Origin of the sequence: Streptomyces sp. NBC_01224, assembly GCF_036002945.1 — a bacterium.
Classification (GTDB): domain Bacteria; phylum Actinomycetota; class Actinomycetes; order Streptomycetales; family Streptomycetaceae; genus Streptomyces.
On sequence record NZ_CP108529.1, the window covers coordinates 2,125,943 to 2,148,121 of the forward strand.

The 22,179-nt window shown below is 70.2% G+C and carries 31 protein-coding genes and 4 pseudogenes; 23 read left to right on the forward strand and 12 right to left on the reverse strand.

Annotated elements, in window-relative coordinates; genetic code table 11:
* The first annotated feature begins 268 nt into the window (after positions 1–268).
* From OG609_RS08865 to OG609_RS08935, 16 genes and pseudogenes are all read left to right on the forward strand, one after another.
* A complete protein-coding gene (locus tag OG609_RS08865; protein WP_442817953.1) occupies positions 269–505 on the forward strand; it encodes a hypothetical protein in 237 nt (78 codons plus the stop codon).
* A gap of 157 nt (positions 506–662) precedes the next feature.
* A complete protein-coding gene (locus tag OG609_RS08870; RefSeq protein WP_327272312.1) occupies positions 663–1,388 on the forward strand; it encodes a hypothetical protein in 726 nt (241 codons plus the stop codon).
* An 853-nt stretch (positions 1,389–2,241) separates the two neighbouring features.
* Complete coding sequence (locus tag OG609_RS46120; RefSeq protein WP_442817954.1) at positions 2,242–2,682, forward strand: hypothetical protein; 441 nt, start codon at positions 2,242–2,244, stop codon at positions 2,680–2,682.
* Between the two features lie 79 nt (positions 2,683–2,761).
* The gene (locus OG609_RS08875; RefSeq protein WP_442817955.1) at positions 2,762–4,030 is read left to right on the forward strand and encodes a type IV secretory system conjugative DNA transfer family protein; all 1,269 of its coding nucleotides are present in this window, start codon (positions 2,762–2,764) and stop codon (positions 4,028–4,030) included.
* Positions 4,027–4,257: a hypothetical protein gene (locus OG609_RS08880; RefSeq protein WP_327272313.1), complete on the forward strand. Its 231-nt coding sequence runs from the start codon at positions 4,027–4,029 to the stop codon at positions 4,255–4,257. The genes OG609_RS08875 and OG609_RS08880 overlap by 4 nt, the downstream gene beginning before the upstream one ends.
* Positions 4,254–5,426 carry a DnaB-like helicase N-terminal domain-containing protein gene (locus OG609_RS08885; protein ID WP_327272314.1) on the forward strand — a complete coding sequence of 391 codons (1,173 nt, stop codon included), beginning with the start codon at positions 4,254–4,256 and terminating at the stop codon, positions 5,424–5,426. The genes OG609_RS08880 and OG609_RS08885 overlap by 4 nt, the downstream gene beginning before the upstream one ends.
* A gap of 153 nt (positions 5,427–5,579) precedes the next feature.
* A pseudogene (locus OG609_RS08890) lies at positions 5,580–5,681 on the forward strand (DNA cytosine methyltransferase); the annotation flags it as partial.
* A gap of 121 nt (positions 5,682–5,802) precedes the next feature.
* Positions 5,803–6,708: pseudogene (locus OG609_RS08895) on the forward strand (DNA cytosine methyltransferase); the annotation flags it as partial.
* A gap of 93 nt (positions 6,709–6,801) precedes the next feature.
* Positions 6,802–7,401: a DUF4913 domain-containing protein gene (locus OG609_RS08900; RefSeq protein WP_327272315.1), complete on the forward strand. Its 600-nt coding sequence runs from the start codon at positions 6,802–6,804 to the stop codon at positions 7,399–7,401.
* The gene (locus OG609_RS08905; RefSeq protein ID WP_327272316.1) at positions 7,398–8,168 is read left to right on the forward strand and encodes a glycosyl hydrolase; all 771 of its coding nucleotides are present in this window, start codon (positions 7,398–7,400) and stop codon (positions 8,166–8,168) included. The genes OG609_RS08900 and OG609_RS08905 overlap by 4 nt, the downstream gene beginning before the upstream one ends.
* Entirely contained in the window at positions 8,165–8,641 is a 477-nt protein-coding gene (locus OG609_RS08910) for a type II toxin-antitoxin system RelE family toxin (protein WP_327272317.1), read from the forward strand. Before OG609_RS08905 ends, OG609_RS08910 begins: the two co-directional genes overlap by 4 nt.
* Complete coding sequence (locus OG609_RS08915; protein ID WP_327272318.1) at positions 8,638–9,303, forward strand: hypothetical protein; 666 nt, start codon at positions 8,638–8,640, stop codon at positions 9,301–9,303. Before OG609_RS08910 ends, OG609_RS08915 begins: the two co-directional genes overlap by 4 nt.
* Entirely contained in the window at positions 9,300–10,121 is an 822-nt protein-coding gene (locus tag OG609_RS08920; protein WP_327272319.1) for a large ATP-binding protein, read from the forward strand. Before OG609_RS08915 ends, OG609_RS08920 begins: the two co-directional genes overlap by 4 nt.
* Positions 10,122–10,145: 24 nt before the next feature.
* On the forward strand, positions 10,146–10,985 hold the full coding sequence (locus tag OG609_RS08925) for a winged helix-turn-helix transcriptional regulator (protein WP_327272320.1): 840 nt from the start codon (positions 10,146–10,148) through the stop codon (positions 10,983–10,985).
* 115 nt (positions 10,986–11,100) lie between these two features.
* Positions 11,101–12,044: pseudogene (locus OG609_RS08930) on the forward strand (DUF317 domain-containing protein).
* Positions 12,045–12,101: 57 nt separating this feature from the next.
* Entirely contained in the window at positions 12,102–12,590 is a 489-nt protein-coding gene (locus OG609_RS08935; protein WP_327272321.1) for a hypothetical protein, read from the forward strand.
* A 4-nt stretch (positions 12,591–12,594) separates the two neighbouring features.
* On the opposite strand, the gene OG609_RS08940 is transcribed toward OG609_RS08935, so the two are convergent.
* Positions 12,595–12,858, reverse strand: a complete 264-nt coding sequence (locus OG609_RS08940; protein WP_327272322.1) for a hypothetical protein — start codon at positions 12,856–12,858, stop codon at positions 12,595–12,597.
* 217 nt (positions 12,859–13,075) lie between these two features.
* Between OG609_RS08940 and OG609_RS08945 the strand changes: the two genes are divergently transcribed.
* From OG609_RS08945 to OG609_RS08965, 5 genes are all read left to right on the forward strand, one after another.
* The gene (locus OG609_RS08945) at positions 13,076–13,423 is read left to right on the forward strand and encodes a DUF317 domain-containing protein (RefSeq protein ID WP_327272323.1); all 348 of its coding nucleotides are present in this window, start codon (positions 13,076–13,078) and stop codon (positions 13,421–13,423) included.
* Between the two features lie 100 nt (positions 13,424–13,523).
* A complete protein-coding gene (locus tag OG609_RS08950) occupies positions 13,524–13,736 on the forward strand; it encodes a hypothetical protein (RefSeq protein WP_129826083.1) in 213 nt (70 codons plus the stop codon).
* 101 nt (positions 13,737–13,837) lie between these two features.
* Positions 13,838–14,155, forward strand: a complete 318-nt coding sequence (locus OG609_RS08955; protein WP_327272324.1) for an esterase — start codon at positions 13,838–13,840, stop codon at positions 14,153–14,155.
* Positions 14,156–14,257: 102 nt separating this feature from the next.
* Positions 14,258–14,494: a MarR family transcriptional regulator gene (locus OG609_RS08960; RefSeq protein WP_327272325.1), complete on the forward strand. Its 237-nt coding sequence runs from the start codon at positions 14,258–14,260 to the stop codon at positions 14,492–14,494.
* 31 nt (positions 14,495–14,525) lie between these two features.
* Positions 14,526–14,759, forward strand: a complete 234-nt coding sequence (locus OG609_RS08965; protein ID WP_327272326.1) for a hypothetical protein — start codon at positions 14,526–14,528, stop codon at positions 14,757–14,759.
* Positions 14,760–14,963: 204 nt separating this feature from the next.
* Here OG609_RS08965 and OG609_RS08970 read toward each other — a convergent pair.
* Positions 14,964–15,216: pseudogene (locus OG609_RS08970) on the reverse strand (YnfA family protein); the annotation flags it as partial.
* Positions 15,217–15,356: 140 nt separating this feature from the next.
* Here OG609_RS08970 and OG609_RS08975 point away from each other — a divergent pair.
* On the forward strand, positions 15,357–15,620 hold the full coding sequence (locus OG609_RS08975) for a hypothetical protein (RefSeq protein ID WP_327272327.1): 264 nt from the start codon (positions 15,357–15,359) through the stop codon (positions 15,618–15,620).
* Positions 15,621–15,710: 90 nt separating this feature from the next.
* Complete coding sequence (locus OG609_RS08980; protein WP_327272328.1) at positions 15,711–16,220, forward strand: hypothetical protein; 510 nt, start codon at positions 15,711–15,713, stop codon at positions 16,218–16,220.
* Between the two features lie 90 nt (positions 16,221–16,310).
* Here the strand turns inward: OG609_RS08980 and OG609_RS08985 are convergent, their stop codons facing one another.
* The 10 genes from OG609_RS08985 to OG609_RS09030 all read right to left on the reverse strand — a co-directional run bounded on the left by OG609_RS08985 (position 16,311) and on the right by OG609_RS09030 (position 22,174).
* Complete coding sequence (locus OG609_RS08985; protein WP_327272329.1) at positions 16,311–16,616, reverse strand: MerR family DNA-binding protein; 306 nt, start codon at positions 16,614–16,616, stop codon at positions 16,311–16,313.
* The gene (locus tag OG609_RS08990) at positions 16,613–16,711 is read right to left on the reverse strand and encodes a hypothetical protein (RefSeq protein WP_327272330.1); all 99 of its coding nucleotides are present in this window, start codon (positions 16,709–16,711) and stop codon (positions 16,613–16,615) included. The genes OG609_RS08985 and OG609_RS08990 overlap by 4 nt, the downstream gene beginning before the upstream one ends.
* Before the next feature lie 41 nt (positions 16,712–16,752).
* Positions 16,753–16,905: a hypothetical protein gene (locus OG609_RS08995; RefSeq protein WP_327272331.1), complete on the reverse strand. Its 153-nt coding sequence runs from the start codon at positions 16,903–16,905 to the stop codon at positions 16,753–16,755.
* 19 nt (positions 16,906–16,924) lie between these two features.
* Positions 16,925–17,077 carry a hypothetical protein gene (locus OG609_RS09000; RefSeq protein WP_234308088.1) on the reverse strand — a complete coding sequence of 51 codons (153 nt, stop codon included), beginning with the start codon at positions 17,075–17,077 and terminating at the stop codon, positions 16,925–16,927.
* Positions 17,078–17,271: 194 nt separating this feature from the next.
* Positions 17,272–17,676: a hypothetical protein gene (locus OG609_RS09005; protein ID WP_327272332.1), complete on the reverse strand. Its 405-nt coding sequence runs from the start codon at positions 17,674–17,676 to the stop codon at positions 17,272–17,274.
* A 106-nt stretch (positions 17,677–17,782) separates the two neighbouring features.
* Positions 17,783–19,555 carry a relaxase/mobilization nuclease domain-containing protein gene (locus OG609_RS09010; RefSeq protein ID WP_327272333.1) on the reverse strand — a complete coding sequence of 591 codons (1,773 nt, stop codon included), beginning with the start codon at positions 19,553–19,555 and terminating at the stop codon, positions 17,783–17,785.
* Positions 19,555–20,220 (reverse strand): MobC family plasmid mobilization relaxosome protein, encoded by a 666-nt coding sequence (locus OG609_RS09015; RefSeq protein ID WP_040025635.1) that lies wholly within the window; start codon positions 20,218–20,220, stop codon positions 19,555–19,557. The genes OG609_RS09010 and OG609_RS09015 overlap by 1 nt, the downstream gene beginning before the upstream one ends.
* On the reverse strand, positions 20,217–20,441 hold the full coding sequence (locus OG609_RS09020) for a hypothetical protein (RefSeq protein WP_327272334.1): 225 nt from the start codon (positions 20,439–20,441) through the stop codon (positions 20,217–20,219). Before OG609_RS09020 ends, OG609_RS09015 begins: the two co-directional genes overlap by 4 nt.
* 102 nt (positions 20,442–20,543) lie before the next feature.
* Positions 20,544–21,611, reverse strand: a complete 1,068-nt coding sequence (locus OG609_RS09025; protein ID WP_040025634.1) for a DUF2637 domain-containing protein — start codon at positions 21,609–21,611, stop codon at positions 20,544–20,546.
* Positions 21,608–22,174, reverse strand: a complete 567-nt coding sequence (locus OG609_RS09030) for a WhiB family transcriptional regulator (RefSeq protein ID WP_040025632.1) — start codon at positions 22,172–22,174, stop codon at positions 21,608–21,610. The genes OG609_RS09025 and OG609_RS09030 overlap by 4 nt, the downstream gene beginning before the upstream one ends.
* Between the last annotated feature and the right edge of the window lie 5 nt (positions 22,175–22,179).

Genomic DNA, 22,179 nt, shown 5'->3' on the forward strand with positions numbered 1-22,179 from the left:
GGTGTACTGGCTCACGTACACAGGTCGGTACAGGCTCAAATGCAAAGATCCAGATTCCATACCTCAGCCACAAGAAGTGGGTGGTGGGGCCGCCCTACGGGTAAGTCTGTGGGCCGTTCCGAGTGGTCAAGGGCGCCTGCGGCGGCGCTCCGCGCTGGGCTCCGCCCACCCTGGACAACTCGGCCCAGCCCGAGGCTCGGCAGCTATCGGCCGGCCCCCTCTGGATGGCAACCGGACTGTGTACGTGAGCCTGTACTGGCCATTGCGCATGACCTTGTACGCGGACATGGGCAGTCGTCACCAGATTCTCGCCAACGCCTACACCGCGCTGGTCAGCGAAGGCGAGACGCGCGAAGCGGAGTGGTCGGCGATTAAGGAGAGCGCTCGTACTGTGACCCGCGCCGGGTGGTGGATAGGCCAGAGGACGTCCGAGCCCAAGGACCTCACCGAACTGCTCCGAGCCGCCACCGGGGCCGACCGGCCGACAGAGAATCCCTTCTTCTGACCGACCGGGTGCCCTGCTGCGGCGGGGCACCCGGCTGACCGCCACCATGTGGCCTCTACAGCGATTCTCGGCCGGACCAAAACCCGGATTTGCCGGACGCTCTGTCCACTGGCCCGCCTCCAACGGGTCCTTCGCTCCCTCTGCTCCGGAGACTTCCGTGCCTACCTCGATCACCATCACGTCCGAGTTCAGCGGCAGCGTCGTTGCCAAGGGCGCTACCGATGACCTCTCCGCGCAGCTCCTCCGCCACGCCGGTTTCAAGCAGATCGACGACTGGCACGGCCGACGCCATCGCCTTCCCACCACCACTCCGCTCGCCGAGCAGGTCGCCATCGCCACCCATGCGGCCGAGATGCTTCGAGCTGCTCGCTATGACGTCACCCTTCCGCCCTCTCTCGACACGGCCCGGATGAGCCCTCCGGTGCATGCGCTCGGGCCCTACGCCGCCGGAGCCGAACATCTCAGCATCACGGACCGGATCCGCGCGGCCGTAGACGGGGCCAGCCTTCAGCGAGCAGTTGACCACCTCGTTCACCCCGAGCACGGTGCTCTGGAGCGTGTCCGGGAGGCGCTGAAAACGGCGGGAGAAAAGGTCACCGACTTGGACGACGAAGCGTATGCGCTCGCTGACCGGTTCGGCTTCGCCTCGGAGTTCGTCAGCTCGGCCCAGTCTGAACTCGTCGATTCCGAGGCCGAGCTACGGCGCGTCGGCACCGCTTCGACGAGTCACTCCGCAGCTCGGACCGTCCGTGATCACCGTGGTGCCGCTCTGACCACTTCTCCTGCGGCGAACCAGGCCAAGGTCTCCTCGACGTCCAGTTCCCAGACGGCGCCTCTCACCACCCCAGGTCACCCGCCGCGCGCCTCAACCCCCCGACGGTGACCCCGGCCGCTCCGTTCCCGTCGGCCACCAGTACATCGGGCGCACCCGCTCGACTCGCCCGTCCAGGACCACTCACCCGAAGAGGCAACATGCCCGAGTATTACTCCAGCATCGGCGAGGCCGTCGGTGCGGCTATGCAACACAACATTCGGCTCGCCCACCGCAGCGCGGCACCGGGCTCCGACAAGCCGCTGCAGGTCAGGCACCTGCCCAGCGCTTCCGCCGATCCGTACTCGGTGCGAGGGATGATCTCTCGCCTGCACGAGGACGCCTCGCCCGATGGATTGGCGGGCATCATCGAGGAGGTCAACGGCGCACTGGTCGGGGCCCTGCCCGAGATGACCCTGAACTCGTCGCCTCTGCCGCCGACTGGACTCGCGCCCATCTCGACTTCGACGACCCGAGTCACCATCCGGCTTTCGAGACGTGGACGCGACTGGCCGCCGCTTGCAGAATGCTCCAGGACGTCCGTGAGCAGTTGGAGGTCGCCGAGGACGGTGTCGCCGCCTGTCCCGCAGAGCGCACAGACCCCCGACACCACCAAATGGTCAACGCCCTGCGCAGCCGGGAGTTGCTCGACGATGTCCTCGGTGCCGAAGTAGCTCCTGCGCCGTCCGCTGCCCGGAACTACGATTCAGACCGGCAGCGAGCCGCCCGTGCCTCCTCGCCGTGCGCCGGACCGTCGCCGTCGACTGGTAGTCCGCCGGCCAGCGCAGCGCCTCCGCCGGCGTCGCGTCCTGCTGGCCGACCTCGCTGAAACGTTCCGCTTCACACGTCCAGGACGTATCCCCGTGAGCTGCACGAGAGCCGAGCGCGCCCCGCCCCCACCCGCTCGCACACCCAAGGAACCACCGTGCCTTCCCCGCGCACCAGCGCGCCCTCGACCACCACCGGGTCGGACGCGCTCCTCTACCTCCTGTTCGGCATCCTCGGCACCGTCATGGCTTTCGGCTCCCTCGCCTGGCTGACCGGAAATCTCACCAATACCTATGTCGGGAGCGGGACATGGGCCCCTTTCCGCGTCATGGACGCGCTGCTGCACCCGGAGGTGCTGTGGCCGACCTTGAGCACCAGCATGCTGATGGTCGGTGCCCGCGTCGTCCCCGGCTTGTTCACCGTGGCCCTGGTCGTCACCGCTGCGGTGCTGTGGGTGCGCTGGCGTTCTGGGTCCAAGTCCGGCCTCGCCCGCAAGGCGGATCTGGCGCCGCTGCTGGACAAGGAGATCGTCGCCAAGGCGAAGAGCCTGCGCCCGAGCCTGGGCGGCCGGGAGAGTAAAAGAGGTCCTGCCAGCTGACCGCGGCATCCTGCTCGGCACCCTCGATCCCGGTCGTGCGGAGGTCCGCGCGTCCTGGGAGGACGTGATCGTCGCGATCATGGCCCCGCGTTCCGGCAAGACGTCCGGGCTGGCGATCCCCGCGATCCTCTCGGCACCGGGTCCAGTCCTGCTCACCAGTAACAAGGCCGCGAACGACGCCTTCACCACCACGGTGGACGCCCGCGCCGAGGTCGGCACGATTTGGACCCTCGATCCGCAGCAGATCGCCCGCCACCCGCGCGAGATGTGGTGGGACATCCTCGCTGACGCCCGCGATCTCGCCGGGGCGAAGAGGTTGGCAGGGCACTTCGTCACCGCGAGTGTGGACGAGTCCAGCGGCTCCGACTTCTGGTCCACCGCCGCGAGCAACACCCTCGGCGCTCTCTTCCTCGCTGCCGCGTCCCACCGGCGGCCGATCACCGACGTCCTGGCCTGGCTCGCGATGCCGGCCGACCGCACCCCGGTGGACCTGCTCACCGACGCCGGCCACCATGCCGTCGCCGCCCAGCTCCAGGGCACCGTCTCCGGCGCGACCGAAACGCGCGACGGAATCTATGAGACCGCGAGGCAGTACGCGAGCTGCCTGCTCGACCCGGACGTCGCCGCCTGGGTCACCCCGAACGACGACCTCCCCGAGTTCCAGCCGTTCGCCTTCGCCACGTCCCGCGACACCCTGTACCTGCTGAGCAAGGACGGCGGCGGCAGCGCGTCCGCGATCATAGCGGCGGCGGCCGACGCCGTGATGCACGCGGCCGTGATCGTCGCCGAGCGCTCCGGCGGGCGACTCGACCCGCCCGCCCTGTGTGTCCTCGACGAGGCGGCGAACGTGTGCCGCATCAGCGACCTTCCCGACCTGTACTCGCACCTGGGCAGCCGGGGCGTCATCCCGATGACGATCCTGCAGTCCTACCGTCAGGGCCAGCGGTGCTGGGGCGAGGCCGGTATGGACGCCCTGTACTCCGCCGCCACCATCAAGATCATCGGATCGGGCATCGACGACGCGGACTTCGCCGACCGGCTCAGCCGTCAGGTGGGCGACCACGACGTCCAGACCACCTCGGTGTCGACGAGTGAGGGCGGCAAGTCCACTTCGGTGAGCATGCGCACCGAGCGGATTCTGCCGCCGGACGCTATCCGCGCCCTGCCCAAGGGCAAGGTGCTGCTGCTGGCCACCGGCATCCGGGTCGCCATGCTCAACCTCAAGCCCTGGTACAAGGAGCCCTCCGCCAAGGTGGTCGGCCCAGCTTCCGCTCGCGCCACGAAGGCGATCACCGAGCGTGCCCTCGCGAAGAGCATCGACCAGGACGATCTTGGACTGTCGGCATGAGCGCGCCCACACCACAGCAGGGGCGGTTGGCCCACGCTCCGGTCGTTCTGCGCGGTGGCCGGTGGCGGCTTGACTGCGGGGCCGGCTCGATCCCCGCCTCCGATCCTGCCTTCACCGCCGCCCTGGACGACTTCGCCCTGTCGATGGCCGCTGCCGACCGGGCAGTCGCCAACCTCCTTATCCGGCAGGACGAGGTGCCCTCCGTTGATCCCGGCGGCCAGCAGTGAACCCGCTGATGAGTGCCGAGCAGGCGGTCCTCGGCGCCGTGCTCCTCGACCCCGAGCAGCTCACGCACCTGGAGTGGCTCGCTGCGGGCCACTTCTATCGGCCCGTCCACCAGGCGCTGTTCGACGCCCTCCGCAAGCTGCGCAACGACGAGCATCCCGCGCTCTCGGCCGATGGTCCGTTGCCGCTGTCGTGGGTGACCGACGCGGTCGGGGAGGCCGGACAGCACGTGCGCGGGCTGACCGCGGCGTACGCCCACACCCTGATCCAGGCGTGTCCCCGAACCGAGCACGCCCCGGTGTACGGCCGCATGGTGCTGGAGGGGGCGATTCACCGCACCGTCGCCCAGCACGCGATCCGTCTCCACCAGGCGGCTCGGGCCGACGCCGTCCAGGGCGAGGTCGAGGGAGCGTTGCGTACGGCGGACGTCCTGACCGGCGTACTCACCGACCTTGCACGACGCTGGGGAACCGACCCTCGACCGGTCCCACCCACCGCTGGGCCCTCTGCCGCCACGGACATCCCGCCTCCGGCACAGAGCGGCCAGGTCGCCGAGGACGAGCGGTTCCTCCTGGCCGTCCTCGCCGAACAGCCGGGGGCCATGGGCGAGGTGGTGGCCTGGCTGCGGCCGGGAGACTTCGCCGACCCGACCCACGGGCAGCTCTACCGGTGCCTGGGCGCGCTGCACCACCGGGGTGAACCCATCGACCGGATCACCCTGCTCTGGGAGGCCCAGCGACGCGGTCTGTTGGCCGACGGCACCCTGTCGAGCGAGCAGCTGGCCTCCGTGTGCGAAGGCATGGTCCCCGGCAGCGCTGACTGGTTCGGGCAGCGGGTGATGCGCTCCTCCGTGACCCGCACCGCTGCCGCCTCCGCGCGAGCCATCCGGACCTTGGCCCAGGACGAGGTTCTGGGGCCCGGTCGGCTGATCAACCACGCCCTGCACGCGCTCGGTCCGCTCGACGAGGTACGTGCCCGCTGGGCCACCGCGAACAGCAGTCCGGCTCCGAAGGCCACGGCATCCGCTACGCCGACGGGCGAGCCGCCGCCCGACCGAGTGAAGGCCGCCCGCGCACGCAGCACACCCCGCCCAGGCGCGTCACCCCCAGCCTCGGCCAGCCGTCTCCCCACGCTGTCAGCAGCCCGACCACCCTCGCGCGGCCACTCGTGAGACCCCCCTCCCCACCAGCCTCTTCTGCCCCTGGACCTCGCCTTGATCTACCCCATCTCCTCAGCCGCGCCGGACCTACGCGCCACGGACCCGAGCCTCGCCGCCCCGTTGATCGGGTCTCTCTGCTCGGGGTACGGCGGTCTCGACCTGGGAGTGCAGGCCGCCATCGGCGGCACGCTGGCCTGGCACGCTGAGGTCGACCCGAACGTCGCGCGCATCCTGGCCCGCCACTGGCCCGGCGTCCCGAACTTGGGTGATATCACCGCCGTCGACTGGTCCGCCGCTCCTCGGGTGTGCGTCCTGACGGCCGGCTTCCCCTGTCAAAGACGTTTCCGTCGCCGGCCGCCGGGCCGGACTCAACGCCCAGACCCGCTCCGGGCTCTGGCTGCACGTCGCCCGTGCGGTCGATGCCCTCCGACCCTGCCTGGTTGTGATCGAGAATGTGCGCGGCCTCCTCACCTCCCCCGCCGGTTCCCCTGGCGACGTGGAACTCTGCCCGTGGTGTCTGGGAGACACCGCAGGTCAGCCTGCTCTGCGGGCACTCGGTGCCGTACTCGGATCCCTGGCCGACCTCGGGTACGACGCGAAGTGGCTCGTGCTTCGCGCCTCCGACGTCGGGGCCCCGCACCGCCGCGAGCGGACCTTCCTCGCCGCATGGCCCGCCGGCCACCCTGCTGAAGACGCCGACCAGCAACATCGGGAAGAACGGCGGCTCGCAGCATCCGTCGAAGCGGAAGAGCGGGGGGCACGGTCCGAACCTGGCCGACGAGGTCGAGTGGCTGCTGCTGCCGACCCCGAAGGCGTCGGACGGAATCAAGGGTTCGCCGAACCAGCGGCACGGCAATGGCGACATGACCCTGCCCAGTGCCGCGGCGTCTCTGTTGCCGACGCCGAGGGCCAGCGACACGGGCACCCCGGGCCGCCGCCCCGGGAAGGGATGGCGGCCTCCCTTGTCAGCGGTGGTCCTGCCCCTCTGGGCGGAGGAGACGCCGGAGGCGGGGGCGCGGACAGGCGATGGGGAGCGTACGGATCCGCCATCACCCGATGGGAGAGGCTCACCCGTCCTGCCCCGGCTCCCACGGACGCGGCCGGTCGGCTCCGCGCGGACTTCGTGGAGTGGATGCAGGGCCTCGACGCCGGCTGGGTCACCGCGACTCCAGGGCTCGGCCGTCCAGCGCAGCTCACCGCGCTCGGCAACGGCGTCGTCCCACAACAGGCTGCGCGTGCCTTGCAGTTGCTGGCCCCACCCTTTCCCCGCTGTCCCCGCTGCGCCGACCGATAGCGCCCCACTACCGCGTTCTTCCGGCCGGACCAAATCGCTGATTCTCCGGATCCTCTCGGGCATGTCGCCGTCTCACAGATGGAGCACACCCCCATGGCCGACACCAGCCCGACCTCCCCCGGCCCCGAGCCGTACCGCGTCCCCGACGCAGACCTTGACGACCTCGCCAGCATCCTCGCCAAGACCATGGCCGAGGTCAGGCAGCACGGCGTCATCCTCGACCGCCTCGGCTCCGAGCCCGAATCCGTCGCCATCCAGCCGCCGGACGGCACTCCGGAAGCCGAGGCGGCTGACGGCAAGAAGGCCGACGGCCCCGCCTCGGTGTTCATCCTCGCCCTGGGCGGCGAGGCATACGCCGTCGAACTCGCTGCACTCAGCGACTGGGTGAACTACCTCTTCCTGCCGGTGTACGGCCGGGAGATAAGCACGAGCCGTCCCTGGTGCGCGCACTGGCACGAACACCCCGAGGCCGTCGCTCGGCTCCACGCACTCTGGCTCGCCTGGCAGCAGTTCACCGACACGGAGGCCGGCCTGTCCGGCCCGTCGACCTGGCACCGCGACCACCTGGACCAGACCCTGGCGCACCTGCGTGCACCCGACGGACCCTTCGCGGCCTGCACGACCAGCGCAACTCGCCCCAATCACCGGGTGCTGGCCACCCCGGCGCCCGAGCAGTCGGGGGTGGCGGCGTGAACGACATCCTCGACTTCGACCTCGACGATCTCTCGCCGGTCGACGACGACTCCGAGGAGGCGATGGAGGCCCTCTGGCCTGGCGACTTGACGGTGCTGTCCCAACACCACACCAAGCCCAACGGTTCACACAGCTTCGTCCTCGCCCACGACCGATCGGTCACCTGGGGGGTACCCGGCGAGCCACAGCTCGTTGCGATCGCGGTCGCTCGGGATCTGCGGCAGTCCACGTTCACGTTCGAGACGAGTCACCACGCCACGGCGTCCTTCGCCCAGAACTGGCTGGCAGAACGCGGCTGCCCGCTCGAACGGATCGCACTGCGCGGTGGCGACTACATCGAGCCCGCCGACGACCTCACCGTCCAGGTGGAACAGCAGATCCAGAAGTCGGGCACCCGCTACGAGGGCATCGACACCTACACCTCCGACGACAATCCCAGCGAGGCGTGGACACTCGTCAACGACTCCCAGGCCACCCAGGCACCGGTTCGCCTCTTCTACGAGGAGTGGAACCACGATGCCGGCACGTACACGATGCGCGAGGGCGCCTTCCCCGACGTCGGCGTCGCCCAGACCTGGCTGGACGAACGCAGCGAACCGCTGCCCGAGCCTCCGGAGTACAGCGACCACAACGGTGCTGTAGTCCGGGCCCGCATCGCCCTCTCCCGGTCCGCCGGTACCTCTCCGACACCGCAGACCGGGCTCGACGCGCCCCGCGCGACAGCGGCGGTACCGGTTCAGCGCGCGGTCCAGGGGAGGCTGCTGTGAGCCGCGCCCGCTTCGCCTTCGCCGCGCACCCTGACGCCATCGCCGACCTGCGGGAACTCCCCGCTGGAATACGCGATTTGGCCTTGCTGGAGCTGCAGAACCTGGTCCACGGAAGCGACGACTGCTTGCCGTTGAAGGGCCGTCTCGCCGGCTTCCACAAGGTGTACGTCGACCCGGAGGTCGCTTACCGGCTGGTCATCCAGTTCCGCCAGGCCCCACCGACCTCGACTCACAAGCGCGAGATCTACCTCGTAGCCGTTGGCAGCCGGAAGGACTACGCGGTCTACCGCGCGGCCCACCTGCGGACCGGCCCCCAGCAAGAGGTCGGCCAGGACTCCGCCACGGAGGCCCGCGTGCAGGCCGCCCGGTCTCGTTCGACGCTCACCGCCGAACGTCCGACAGCGGGCCGCGCGACTGCCCCGTCAACAGCGCCGCCCTCGGCCACTGCCCCCCGAAAGGCCGCCCAGCGATGACCAACGACCGTACTGCGCTCACCCGTTCAGAGCTGGCGGATCTCCTCACCGAGGCCGCTCAGAACGTCGGCGGCATCCCTGCCGCCGAGTACCCGACGGCTGTCGCCCGCTCCTACCTGCATCCCGTCTTGGGTCCGCTGGCCGCTGGGCCCCGCGTGATCACCGGGCTGAACGACCGGTTCGAGGGCTTCGTGGTCGCCGAGCCACGCCCCGCTGGTTCGGCGGGCCTGTTCGCTCTGGCCTCCTACGCCTCCGCGCTGGGGTGGCTCACCGAGTCGTTCGCCGAGCTGACCTCCTCGGTCGACGAGATCTGTACCCGCGTGGGCATCCCTACGGAGCCTTGCGCCCCGATCGTCGCCGCATCCGGCGGGACCGAGCGGGACGACGAGTTCGACTTCGCTTTCAGCGCGCTTGAGTTGGAGGCGGCCCGCAACGCAGCCGAGGCCGCCGGCCTCGCGCCGGACGACTACGTCGAGGTTCTCTCCCAGTCGCTGCTCGCCGCCGCCCGGATCACCGACGCCTGCATGGAGATCTCCAGCGGTCTGCTCGATGACGCCGATCTCCTCCGCGAAGCGAGCGACCGCCCTCGGCTCGGCGACGACCCCGGGAGCCTGCCCGCTCTGGTCCGCTCCTTGCTCGCCCGGATGGAGGCGACGGAGTGAACCCGTACGACGCAGGCACACACCCTGGGCCTTATCTCGTCGTCGAAGTGCTCGGTGTCGGGGATGTCCGCGTACCCGCCCTCGCGCATGGTCCGGGGGAGCCGCTGCACCAGGCCGCTACGCGCGTCATCGAAGCCGCAGCGACGTTGGACGAGCGACACGAGAGCGTGCTCGACGCGGTCCAGCGGGCTCAGCGGCTGCTCGAACGCATCGGTCGCGGTGAAGTCGGCCGCGCCCAGGTGTCGTACGCGCTGCTGCGGACCGCACTCCCCGAACTCGGAGACGTTCTGGCGCAGCAAGACCGGGCGTACAGCCAGTTCGTCGAGCCCCTGTCCGCCTACCGGCGGCTTCTGTCCTCGCCTGAGCCTGCTCAACGCGCGACCAACAAGAGCTACGGGCAGAAGACGAGGCCCGACCGGGACGACGACTGGGCCGTCGCCGGGGAGCGCGGGCTGGTAGCCCTCGAAGCCGTTGCGGCCGGAGGCGTTCGCTTTCGTCGCAACGCGATCGGCGAGGACCCGTACATCTCACGGGAGAAGGCCCAGCGGCAGGACCCGACGGTCTTCCCGCAGACCGTGCAGCGGCTGGTCGCCGACGGGCTACTGCATCAGGACACCACCGAGAACGTGTATCGGCCCGGCCAGCTCCTCTCACTCACTTCGCAGGGTGAAGCCGCCCTGCGTGATGGTCGCGCGACGACGTCACGGGTGTACGCCGCCCTCGGCCGCACCACCACGCAGACCACGTCAGGCGCGCTCGCCGACTCGGCCGCCACGCCCGTCGCCAGGACCTGCCTCGCGGCTCCCCGCTCACGCTGACCTCATCCCGATAAGGACGCCACCATGCCTACCCCCGGCCTGCCTCCCACCTTCTCCATCGCTTCCATCGATGCCCAGCGCGTCGAGGAAGCTCTCGCCCGGATCGGGCCCAAGTGGACCACCTGGACCGCGATGACCCTGGCCCAGGTGAACGGCCCTATGCGTGTCCGCGACGTCGCTGCGCAGCTCCCCTTCGTCAGCGAGCAGTTCGTCGGCAAACGGCTGGCCACGATGCACGCTGACGGACTGGTGATCCGCGATGACGGCCGACGGGGCGCGCCGTACGGACTCAGCGCGCTCGGCACGTCTCTGGCCCCCGTCCTCCGCACGGTGTCGGACTGGTCCCGCACCCACCTGACACAGGAGCCGATGGCCGAAGCCGAGCGTGTCGAGGACGCGCTGCGCCGCTTGCATCTTCGGCACTCGACTGCTGTGATTCAGGCCCTCGACTCGGCTGACGGCCAGATGCGGTTCGTTCACATCGCCGAGGCGGCGCGCCTGGACAACGGCCTCGCACGGCAGCGACTTGTCCGGCTTCAGGCCGATGGCCTGGTCACGCGGACGGGCTCCCGGCACGGAGACCCTTACGTGCTCACCGATGCCGGCCATGCGTTGGGGGCCGTCTACGCGAGTGTCGAGCACTGGAGCCAGCCCTTCGCGCTGCGAAGTGGAACAGCGCCAGCGGCAGCAACGCGCACCCACGTCGGTATTCCGCTGGGGGCGGGGGCCGACAGCGCCCGGACCGCGGCGGCCCTACGGCGGAGCGCCGCCGCGTCCAACGTCATGTTCAGCCACGCGCCTCAGCCGGAACCGCGGGTGCCGGCGGCCGTGACCGCTCAGTCGGCACCGGGCCGGGGCCGGTGACGGGAGTGAGAACTAGAGGCCACTCGCCGCCGCCACGGCATCCGCGTGCACTCCAGCGGCTCCCGCCGCTGCCCACGCGGATCCGTTCTCCTCCTTCGCTTCCGGAGACTCGACCATGTACGCCCCTGATGACCTGACCCGGTACCAAGAGGTACTGGTCAGCCCCATGTATCTGGCTGGTTCCAACGGGACCGGCGAGGCTGGCTTCGCGCCCGTCGCCCACTGGCCTCATCAGTACCTCGATGAGGGCCCCTGCCAGCTCCTCGTAACCTCTCCCGACCAACGGTTCGGATCGGCTGGTTCGGCGACGACTTCGAACTGTGGAAGATCAGCGCAGCCGAGGACGCCTTCTCAGCGCCTCGCTGGACGGCAACGTTCAACCACGTCACCCCGGCCGAGATGGTCGCTGGCCTCACCGCCACACTGGTCCAGGACTACGACGAAGCCATCGCTTCCGACACCCTCGGCCGCTTCTTGACAGGGCCAACCGTCCCCTGGAGGGACACCGTCCGGCCGCTGACCGATGCCGGCTGGAACCTTGACGGAGCTGCTGAACTCGGCACCGTCGAGATCATCGCTCCTGACGACCAAGCGGGCATCCTTATCGATCGGCGCGGCTACGGCTCCGACCGCAGGACCGTCGAGCTGTGGGCTGGTCCGCCGGGCTGGGGCACTCGTGCCGAAGCGACCTTCACGGCCCGCACTCCATCCCATTTGATCGCCGCAACCGCCGCTGTGATGGCGAAGTCGACCCCGGTGGTCCGCGAACGCCACCAAGTCGACCGGCGTATGCAGCACCTGGTCTCTATGACCCCTGTCGCTTCGGCCACGCCGATCGCCGAGGCTCAGGTCTCGCGCGCTCCGACTCCGCTGGACGTACGCCGCACCGCGGTCACCCAGGCCGTACACCGTGCCGCGCGGGCACCACGCACGGCAGCCGACCTCCGGGTGATGGCCGCCCAGAGCCGCTCCACGGGTGCGGCGCAGAAACGGACGGGACACCCCGCGACCTCCGCCCGGCTGCCGGCCAGCTCGCCGGCGCCACGGCGCGGGCGCTGACTCCCACCCCAAGCCGCGCTCCAATCGCGACCGTCCCTGCACAACAGGAGTTCCACCATGCCCACCACCACCATGCTCGACCAGGCCACAGCCATGATCGAGAACGCCTGGGGCCAGCCCATCGAAGCTCTTGAGGTCCTCGGGGTCCGCCGCCCCAGCGAGGACCCGCTCCTGCGCTGCGCCATGCACACCCGAACGGACCTGGCTATCACGGACAACGCGGTAACCGTCCACCAGGACCGTCTTCACGCCCTGTCCCGGCATGGGTACGTGCCTGACTTCTACGAACTCGACCGGATCACCGAAGCGGCGGTCAGCCTCCGCGTCGCCCACGCGGAGAGCCGTGCGTACCTCCAGGCGATCCGGCGCGTGGTGGAGGCTCGTGAGGCCGCCGCACCCGAGGTTGAGGCGCCGACGGTTCGGCTGGCACAGGCCGCTGTCGCCCGCTCCGGGTGGACGCGGCACGCCCCGGGGGCCGTGCCCGAACCGTCCTCTCCGGCGGCTGTCGTCGGGCCGTCGGCGCCCACAACGGGCCCCCGACGTTGAACGGTTAGCTCTGATTCTCGTCGCGGTGGGCCTCTTCTGCGCGGAGGCCCACCGCGCGGGCCAGCTCCTCCATCGTCAACTCCACGCGCCGGCCTTCGGCGACCCGGCGCTCCACCGTCTCCTCGTCCGGCCACTGGTCGGGCTGTGCGCCGACTCCCCACTGGCCGTCGGCGACCATCGCGATGTCGCCCACGGTCCACGGCCGCCCGGCCGCGCGGATCTTGCGCTCCAACCCGGCGCCGTCCCAGTGTCTGCTCGCCTCGGCCATCGCTGTCCCCCTTCTCTCGCCTGCGGCCCGTCACCGCAACCCATGTAGGACAACCGCGGTGGCCTGTCCATTCCCCGGTCTCCCGTCACCTGCCGACGACCCCGAGTTCGCCCACGGCAGACGTCCTTGCCGGGAAACGACTACGCACTTCGGCATGCCGCATGCCAACGTACGGATGTCGGGAAAACCGCAGGTCAACGAAGGGACCCATCTAACCGTGAGCACCTCTGCCACCCTCCTTCCGGCCGTTGTCCGCCCCACAGCGGATGCTCTCCACTGGCTCTCCGCCGACCACGGTGCGGGCCCGGTGCTCGATCTCCTGGACGCGCTCGGGTGGGCGATCGTCGACACCCCCGAGGCCAACGTCCACGCGACCAGCCCCGACGGCTGTGTCTACGTCGGCTGGCTCCCCGAGGACCCGTCGGCCTGGCAGCGCAACATCGTCTGGCACGTCCGGGTGCAGCCCGCCGATGGCGACGCATGGGTCCAGGAGTTCGGTCTCCACACCCCCTCCGAGGCCGTTGCCGGATTCCTCGCCGCCCTGGTCACCAACTCCTCGTACTGACTGCCGATCAGGCTCCGCTCATACATCCACCGACGGCTCGACGACTCCCCGTCGTCGGGCCGACCAGCCCCGTCAATGTCCACCGTTCACGGAGACTCCCTTGCCCCAGTACCTGACCGTCGGCCACCTGCTCCGCCAGCTCCAGGAACTCGACCCCAACCTGCCGGTCCGTCTCGCCGTCAACCCCGACTTCCCCTTCGCCCACTTCGTGGGGGCCAAGGTCGTCGTCCGCGACGGCAAGGCGTACATCGCCGACGACGGCCAGGAGGACTACCTCCCGGTGGGGGCGCGCGACGCCCTCACCTGGGCCTGATCGCTTCCCTACCATCACGGAGGCTTCCCATCTCGTCACTCTCGCGCCCCGCGCCCCGCCTCGCACTGCACACTGTCGCGGCGCGCCCCATGCCGCACGGCGTGCACAGCGCGCTTCTCCAGCGCATCTCCACCCGCCCCGACGGCCCCCTCGACATCACCTGGCTCGCCGCCGAGACGTCCAGACTCCCCCTCGGGCGCATCCGACTGCGCTGGGAGCCCGCATCGCGCAGCGGCTGGGACGTCACGACGTACCTGGGGCTGACCACTGCCGAGTTGCTCCTCGGTTCCTGGCCCGCCGCCCCGGACGACTGGCCGCGCCTGGTCCGCCCGACCCTGTACGAGGTGACCGGCCTGTGCGCCGCCCTCTCCTTCGCGACCGACGCCCTCGACCTCTCCAACCGGCTCGCCGGGGTCTGAACGAGGACCGCCGAAGGCCGCCCCACGCCGCTCAGGCAGGGGCGGCCTCGTCGTGCGTCCACCCGTTCGTTGCGTACGCTCGACCCGACGAAGGAGGACACCATGGCCGACGACCAGAGGCTCTGGGGATACCCGGAGGTCGCCGCCCACCTGGGTATCAGCGTCGGCGCGACCCGCAGTCGCAAGAGCCGGGGCAGCCTGCCCTCGCCCGACGACGACAGCGTGCCGGACCGTCCCCGCTGGAAGCCGTCCACGTTCCAGAACTGGAGGCCGGTCGGCTGGGGGTTTCGCAGCGACCTGCACAGCTCCCCCCGACAGGAGACCACCCCGACCGACTGACCGAGCGGGTACTCGCCCGTAGGCTGCGGGCATGACGCCCGACTCGCAGATGCCCTCGCCCCCATTCCCCTCGACCGACAACGCCGTACTCGGGTTGATCGTCGGCCGGGCCATCGAGTCGGTCCGTAGCGGCGAGGCCACCGTAGAGGAGGCCATCCTGCATGCGGCGGTCCACGGCTGGTACGAAGGACACGTCAAGGGTGAGGACGAATGCCCGGGGTGTGACTTCCGGGGCGGGCTGTCAAAGGACAGCGCACGCGGCTGACCCTCACCTGCACGCCGAGGAGCGCCACCGATTCGCCGGTGATGGGGACTCTTGAAAACGGCCAGGGCTGCTCGTCGCCCCACTCGGTCAGGGCTTCAACAGAGTGGGGAGTGGCAACGAGCATGGTGAGTCCGACACTGAGGAACACCAGAGCGGAGATCAGGTCATCCCTGCTGGGTGCTGACAAACGGTGGACGAGGTCGGTCAGTGGCTACGGATCGCGTACATGATCACGGCCATCCCCGCGAGGCACACCAGGGCGCCGATCACGTCCCAGCGGTCGGGCCGGTAGCCATCGGCGACCATGCCCCCAGGCGATCGACCCGGCCACGAAGATCCCGCCGTACACGGCGAGGATGCGCCCAAAGTTGTCGTCGGACTGGAAAGTGGCCACCACCCCATACAAGCCCAGCGCGATGACGCCAGCGCCGATCCAGATCCAGCCCTGGTGCTCGCGGAACAACAGTCAAGAGCTGTGGATGGGACCTTTCGACGGGGTGATCTCAGCAGCCGCGAGCCGGGCGTTTTCGCGCACCTTCGAGGCGGTATTGGCGGACAACAGCGCGGCGGTAGCCCCCAGCGTGACAACATCAACGCATGGGCATCTTCAACTCCATCGCGCGTGGCCTCGGTAGCCTCCGCCCGCTGTCCGACGCGGAACTCGCAGACGAACGCGAGGCGCTGCGAGAGCGTTACGTATCCGCTGGGGATGTCATTGAAGCGGATAAACTGTACGACGAGCTGCACCGCTACGACGCAGAGTTGATTCGCCGTGCAAACGAGGCCTATGCCCGCGAGAACCCGAACCCACCAGAGCCCAGGCATCGCGAGCACGGGTGGTACCTGCCGAACGACGACTAGGCGGGCGTCTACAGGTGACGAGTAGGTTCCTTTGCATGCAGTTCCGGCGAACCCGCCTACCGCGCAGGGTCGTTGGGCGACAATCTCTGCATGCTGGCACCGATCCCCCCTCCTCCACCGTCGCAGCGGAGCGTCATCATCAAGAAGCCCCGCAGCCTGGCCCGACGGCTCATGCAGGAGGCCGGCAGCAGGCCGCTGCCCGTTCTTGCCCTGCGCATCCAGGACCGCGCCCGCGCCACCGCCAATGACTTCCTTCGCGAGCACGGGTACCGTGAACATCGGCTCTACGTCCTGGAGATCGCAGGACACACACCCCGCATCAAGATCGGGTACAGCAGCGCTCCGTGGGAACGCCTCACCCGGCACATCGGGGAAGCCAATCGCTGGCAACACACGCTAATCCAGGCCCATTTCTCCGACGCTCTGCCCGACAAGGCCACGGCCAAGAGCGCCGAGCAGCAGGCGCACGCGTTCATGAGCAAGTTCTATGACTGCGTGCCGGGCTCTCCGGAGATGTTCGTTGGCAGTGACTTCCGCGCCGGGAAGACCTGCGTGGAGACTGCCGTGGCCTGTGCGCTGTGTGGACGGTCGGAGCAATAGTCAAGATCTGTGGACCGCTGAAGTCATGGCGCCACACACGCGAAGGCGGCCAGGCCCCCGAGCGCCTTCGGGGCGCGGTGGGGGCGGTGGTCAGCAGCAAGGTCCGGCATGGCAGTTCTCCTCGGCGAACTCGGTGAAGGCGATGGGACAGCAGGCGCTGAACGCGCACACGGTCAGGTTGTCGCAGCCCGCCTCGTCGGCGGCGACCAGGGCGGTGCGGATGGTGGCCAGGTCGGCGATCTTCGCGTCGACCTCGGCGAGCTTGGCCGCAGCACGTTCCTGGAGCCCCGCCACGGGGCAGCCGTGGCGGTGGCGGCCGGCCTCCAGCAACTCGGCGACCTCCTCCAGCGTGAACCCGAGCCGCTGGGCCGCCTTGATCACCCCCAGCGCGGTCACCGCCTCCTCGCCGCACAGGCGGTGACCGCCATGCTTCGTTCCGGCTCGGCCAGCAGGCCGCGCCGCTCGTAGTAGCGCAGCGTCCACACGTTCACCCCGGCCGCCTCGGCGACCTGCCCGCTGCGCAGGCCCGAGCTCAGGGAGACTCCTGCGAGGCAGCGGTCCGCGCGGCCAGGGCGTCCAGGACCGCCTCGCGCGCCGGGTCCACTGAAATGTGCAGAGAGATCAAGTCCTCGCCCGGGGTGGCGGTGAAGGTGAAGAACGAGCAGCAGCCGCTCTCACGCTCCACCAGGGCACGGACCCGCTCCTCAACGCCCCAGGTCCAGGCGCAGCCGGAGCGGCTGCGGCCGGGACAGCGACGTCAGCCGCTGGGACAACAGCGCATCCCACTCCGCGACCCGCAAGGGCCGCTCCTCGGTGGGCAGGGTGCAGGACTGGGGCACCCACGCCAGATCACTCATCGCCGTCATCACGCCCCCGAGGGCGGGGGCACCTTCAACGGTAAACCTGTACCTAGGTGCAGGTTTCAAGTCTTGGCTGCGGCTACAGGTGGGGAGATCCACTGAGCATGTGTGGGGTGGGCCGAGTATGGGGTGGCCGATTTCAAAGAGCCCCATCACCGGTGGCGCCCCTCGGCGTTCCGTCTGGTGCTCGCCTACTCCAGGTAGATGCCGGCGAATACGCCGTCGAACCCGAGCGCGGCCAAGCCCGCTTCGACACTCGGGTAGGTCGTCCCGAGCGGGCCGCCGACCAGGGCGTCGAAGTCGGCGCGGCTGATCTCGGGCTCGAGCCACTGGTTGCCGCACCGGCAGCGGACCCAGACGTTGCGCCCGTGGTTGATGAGCAGCCAGTCGCGTCGGGCACGGCAGGCGGAGCACATCACGGGGATGCCCCCGAGAGCGAGTTCGCGTGAGTGGCCGACGCAGCGAATCGCCCCGGGGCCGTCGACCGGCCGCGTCTCGGCCTGGAGCTGCAGCAGGGGGTCGGTACCAGTGGGGAGGACGGGCAGCGCGGGTGCCGGCTCCGTGGTGCGGGTGGTGGTTCTGAGCACGAGCGTCATCTCCCGGTTGTCGGTCCTGTCTTCATCCGTAACAGCCGGTGGAACCGGCTGTCCATACATTTCGCAGCGTCCGCTCGGTCGGTGGTCGACTACCGGTTCGACCTGGTCAGCGACGTGACGAGCGGCGGTTTGGGTCTTGAACAGTCCCGAGCGGTGCGGCTGCCGTTGTGTTTCGTTCACTGGTGCGGTTGCTCGGCGTGGTGGCCTGGCGGGTGGCGGCCTGCGGACGACGGGCACCGTCACCCGGGTGTGCCGGGAGCTGGGCGATGCGCCGCAGGCGCCAGACCAGGACGTCGCTCACGTCATCGGCGCTTTCGAGTTCGCGCATGTCGATGGCCTGGCGCAGGAGGGCTTCGGAGTCGTGGCCCGCCCGCTCGGCCTGGGCGAGGGTGGCGACCAAGGCGTCGGTCCTCGCTTCCATGCCCCCTGCCCGTACGACCTTCTCCGGCAGGACGGCGCGAAGGGTGGCTTCGTGCGTGCGGCGCTGGGCTTCTGGAAGGGCCCGACCTTGGTCGTGCAGCACTCGCATCGGCGTGGCGGCGGCCTGCCGGTAGGCGGTGCGCAGGTGCGCGGCGGCTTGTCGGGAGGCGTGGGCCTGCTGAGCGTGTCCGCGAGCGGAGTGCCAGCGGGCGGCGGCGAGGGTGACCAGGACGAGGGTGGAGACGAGCATGGCGGTGGTGCCGCCGTCCTCGCCTCGGCCGAGCGCCCCGCCGGCCTGGACAATGCCCCGGGCGGCTGAGCGGAGAGCCCGGGTGTCGGCGCGTTCGGCGCGGACATGACTGCGGGTCGCCCGCTCGAAGGCGCGAGCTGCGGCGGCCAGCTCGGCGCGGGTGGTGGCCGGTGAGGTCTGGGCCACCGCGTCGAGGAGTTCTCCGACGCCGACAAGCTGGGCGGCGGCCTCGCCGTCCTCGTCGCGTTCCAGGAGCGTGACCGAGCGCTCGGCGATGACGACTGCGTTGCGTCGTTGACGGGCGGGCGGTGACCAGTTCGTCCGGTCAGCGGCGACCGCGGGCGCGCTCGGCTCGGCGGCCCCGTCGGTGAGGCGTAGGCGGATCTTCGGAAGGGAGAGGTCGGGGGCCAGTTTGGAGCCGGGGTACCAGACCGGGTCTCCGTCGCGGTTGCGGTCGCCGGGCAGGGCCACGTTGTAGCCGAGCGCGTCACCGGACGGAGCGTGCCGCAGCTTCACCCGCACCCCCGCCTCTCGGAGCCGCGTGAAGAACTCCTCTTCCGAATCCGCTCCCGCCACGGCTCGACGAACGGCCTCACGGAGCGTCTCGCGCGAGGTCTCCGGGCGGCCGGTGCGCTCGGCCTTGAACTTCTCGGCGCTGCTGGGATTCTTCGCTGCGGTTCCGTCGCCGGCGTTCAGGCGCCGCAGGCCCATCTCCTTCTCGATGCGGCGGCATTCGGCCTGGGCCTTGTTGAAGTCGTAGTTCAGGCGCGGGTTGCGCAGGTCGCCGCGTACGAGGGTGGCGACGATGTGGATGTGGTCCTCCGCGTGGCGGACGGCGATCCACCGGCAACCGTCGGGGTCTCCGGCCGGGGAGATGCCGGTGGCGTGGACGATGCGCTGGGCGACGGCGTTCCACTCCTCGTCGTCCAGCCGCCGGTCCCCGGGGGCGGTACGGACCGAACAGTGCCAGACGTGCTTGGCGGGCGCGCGGTCGCCGGCCTGCTTGACCCGCAGGTCCAGGGCGGCGGTGAGCCGGGCGAGGGTGACCTTCGGGTCGGGGTCGAGGCCGGTGTCGCGGCCGGGGTCGGGGGCGAAGCCGTCCCAGGAGCCGACGAGGTGCGCGTCGGTGTGCTCCTCGCGCCGTCCGGGGCCGTACAGGTAGACGAGGAGGCCGTGGGTGCGGGAGCCGCGTCCGATGTCGGGAACCATCACAGCCGCCGGGTCACCAGGTCGTTCGCCGCGTCATCGACGCGGGCGAGAAGTCCGGTCAGCGTGCCCAGCGCGTGTTCGAGTTCACCGGCGCGCGGCTGGCCACCGCTGTTGAGGACGAAGGCGATCTGGTTGATGTTGTTGCCGATCCGGGCCAGCGCGGTGCGTAGAGCGGCGAGTTCGTCGATGGCGGTGTCGAGCTGGTCGTTGCTGTGCACGGCGGCGCGTCCGCGGGCGGCGCTCAGGCCGGCGGTGGCGAGGAAGCGGGCGACGGTGACGCCGCGCTGGGTGGCGGCGTCGGTGATCTCGGCTTTCTCGGTGTCGGAGAGGCGGGTGGTCGTCTTGCGGGCGCGCTCGCTCGGGTTGCGGCTACGGCGGCGCGGGGTGCGGTCGGGGAAGGCGGGCGTGCTCGGGCTCGGCTGCTCGCGGTCGGCAGGGTCATCTGCTTCTCCCCCGGTGACCGGCGCCCCCTGGTGCCGGTTGCCCGGCTGGTCCCCGTGCGCCCTCGCTCGGGGACCAGCCGGGCTTCCCCCGCCCTCCTGGGCGGGGGCAAGTGCGTACGACGGGCCGTAGGACCGTCGTACGCGATAGCTTGCTCCGCCAGGAGCCGTGGTGGGGTCACGCTGCTGTCCAGCGGGGGTGGCCACCGGGTCGTTGGTGTTCACCGGCTCATCTCCGGGTCCTGCTGCTGGATTTCGCGGACGAGTTCCTCGATCCAGTCCATGGCCAGGACGGGGTGGTGCAGGGTCCAGGGCCGGTCGTGCTGCTCGCGTTGCACGATCCAGGTGGTGTCGGGGCCGGACTGGGCGCGGTGGAGGTGTCCGTGCTGGTGCAGGACGGTCAGCCAGGAGTCGACTTCGGCGGGCGTGGCCGGGTGAGTGCGCATCGGGTGCTCTCCGCTTCTGCTGTGGCGGGGTGTCTCGGAGACATGCGGAGCGGGTGACCGGCCGGGGTGACCGGCTTGGTCACCCACTCCGTGGAGGTTCGGTCAGGGCCGGGAGGAGGTGACCGGCTGGCGGTGCTGCTCGCGCAGCTGGGCCATCAGCGCGGTCAGGGTGTCGCTGGACAGCGGGATCTGCTGACCTCGGATCGCCTGGGCGACCACCTTGCGGGTCAGTTTGTCCTCGGCCCTGACCGCCGACCGGGCGATCTTCAGCAGCTCCTCGGTGTCTGGGTCAGGACGCCGGTCACCAGTCGGCCGAGCGGCCCGGTCAGTGACCGGCGGCGAGGTGACCGGCGGGGCACTGACCGCCGCCGGGCTGCCCTGGCCATCACCGACCGGGGCCGCACTGTCGGGGCGGTCAGCGACCGTCCGCCCCTTGTCCGCCTGTCCCGGCAGGTCAGGGGCACCGTGGCTCCGGTTGCGGTGGTCGGTGACCGACTGGCCGCTGGTGGCCGGGGCCGAGTCTCCGGTCGCTGACCGGGTGGCGGTGTCCTCGTCGGTCGGGGACAGCGGCAGCCGGTCGGTCAGAGCGGTGACCGACTGACCGGACTTGACCTGACCGGCCGCTGACCGCTGCTGACCGGCTCGGTCGGTCCGGGTGACCTCGATGGCGTCGCCCCGATCGGTCTGACCGAGGTGACCGGGCTGACCGAGGTTCTGCCGGTCAGTGTCCTTGACCGGGCCCCGGGCAATGAGGATGTAGAGGTGGACCGCTCCGGCCAGTGCGAGCGGGGCGATGGTGGAGAGCACCGCGACCACCGCGTTACCGAGCCGGAGGCCGGTGCCGGCGACCGTGTCCTGGTTGATGCGAACCGCGTGGAGTGCGTTGGCCCAGATGCTGGCGGCGGTGGCCGTACCGAAGAGCGTCCAGACGTAGAGCCGAGCGCGCAGCGGTGCGTCGCGCAGGACCAGGAGGGCTCGGATGCCGTAGGCGATGAACCCGTCGATCACCAGGGGAAAGGCGAAGGTGAGGAAGCCCCGGATGTGGATGGCGACGGCCATCTGCTGTAGGGCGTCGTACGACAGCGCGCATCCCGCGCCCCCGAGGGCAACGACGGCCGCGCGATCCCAGCCGGATACGTGCGCTGGCTTCGCCAGCCTCCTGGTGTTCATGCCGCCGTCCCGAAGTCGTCACGGTTCAGGTGCTCGCCGCTGTCGTCGGGTGGCGAAGCGGTCTTCGCTGTCTGGTTCAGGTCTCGGTTGCGCAAGGCCCGGCGGGTCTCGCGGTAGAGCTTCTGGGCGTGCTCTTCGGTGATCTTCAGAAGCCAGGCCAGGCGCTGCTCGCTTACCCCGTGGCGGAAGGCGGCGTAGACGACTGCGCGGCGCTCGGCCTTGGTGAGGTGGATGTCGCGTCCGCCGATGGTGTCGTTGACGCGGCTGTAGTCGAGGCGGTGCGCGATCTTCTCGTGCAGTGGCCGCCGCTCCTCCTCGGTGAGTCCGCCACGGATACCGTCGGTGGTGCCGCTCTCCAGGGCGGCATCCAGGCAGGTGCGGCGCACCGGGCACTGGCCGCACAGGGCCTTGGCCGTGGCGATCTTGGCGGTCTCGTCGGGCTCGGGGAAGAAGGCTTCGGGGTCCACCGGGTTGTACTCCGTGCTCTGGCAGACGGCGTCGGCCTGCCAGGTGTGGTCGCCGAGCTGGCGGTGGCGGGCAGGGCTGTTCATCGTGCTTGTCATGCGGG

Coding starts and splice junctions, on each gene's coding strand:
- OG609_RS08925 (WP_327272320.1), top strand. CDS start 10,146: ATGCCTACCCCCGGCCTGCCTCCCACCTTCTCCATCGCTTCCATCGAT.
- OG609_RS08915 (WP_327272318.1), top strand. CDS start 8,638: ATGACCAACGACCGTACTGCGCTCACCCGTTCAGAGCTGGCGGATCTC.
- OG609_RS08865 (WP_442817953.1), top strand. CDS start 269: ATGACCTTGTACGCGGACATGGGCAGTCGTCACCAGATTCTCGCCAAC.
- OG609_RS09030 (WP_040025632.1), bottom strand. CDS start 22,174: ATGACAAGCACGATGAACAGCCCTGCCCGCCACCGCCAGCTCGGCGAC.
- OG609_RS08965 (WP_327272326.1), top strand. CDS start 14,526: ATGACGCCCGACTCGCAGATGCCCTCGCCCCCATTCCCCTCGACCGAC.
- OG609_RS08960 (WP_327272325.1), top strand. CDS start 14,258: ATGGCCGACGACCAGAGGCTCTGGGGATACCCGGAGGTCGCCGCCCAC.
- OG609_RS08940 (WP_327272322.1), bottom strand. CDS start 12,858: ATGGCCGAGGCGAGCAGACACTGGGACGGCGCCGGGTTGGAGCGCAAG.
- OG609_RS08875 (WP_442817955.1), top strand. CDS start 2,762: ATGGCCCCGCGTTCCGGCAAGACGTCCGGGCTGGCGATCCCCGCGATC.
- OG609_RS09020 (WP_327272334.1), bottom strand. CDS start 20,441: ATGCGCACTCACCCGGCCACGCCCGCCGAAGTCGACTCCTGGCTGACC.
- OG609_RS08900 (WP_327272315.1), top strand. CDS start 6,802: ATGGCCGACACCAGCCCGACCTCCCCCGGCCCCGAGCCGTACCGCGTC.
- OG609_RS08980 (WP_327272328.1), top strand. CDS start 15,711: ATGCTGGCACCGATCCCCCCTCCTCCACCGTCGCAGCGGAGCGTCATC.
- OG609_RS09010 (WP_327272333.1), bottom strand. CDS start 19,555: ATGGTTCCCGACATCGGACGCGGCTCCCGCACCCACGGCCTCCTCGTC.
- OG609_RS09005 (WP_327272332.1), bottom strand. CDS start 17,676: ATGACGCTCGTGCTCAGAACCACCACCCGCACCACGGAGCCGGCACCC.
- OG609_RS08975 (WP_327272327.1), top strand. CDS start 15,357: ATGGGCATCTTCAACTCCATCGCGCGTGGCCTCGGTAGCCTCCGCCCG.
- OG609_RS08935 (WP_327272321.1), top strand. CDS start 12,102: ATGCCCACCACCACCATGCTCGACCAGGCCACAGCCATGATCGAGAAC.
- OG609_RS09000 (WP_234308088.1), bottom strand. CDS start 17,077: ATGAGTGATCTGGCGTGGGTGCCCCAGTCCTGCACCCTGCCCACCGAG.
- OG609_RS09025 (WP_040025634.1), bottom strand. CDS start 21,611: ATGAACACCAGGAGGCTGGCGAAGCCAGCGCACGTATCCGGCTGGGAT.
- OG609_RS08880 (WP_327272313.1), top strand. CDS start 4,027: ATGAGCGCGCCCACACCACAGCAGGGGCGGTTGGCCCACGCTCCGGTC.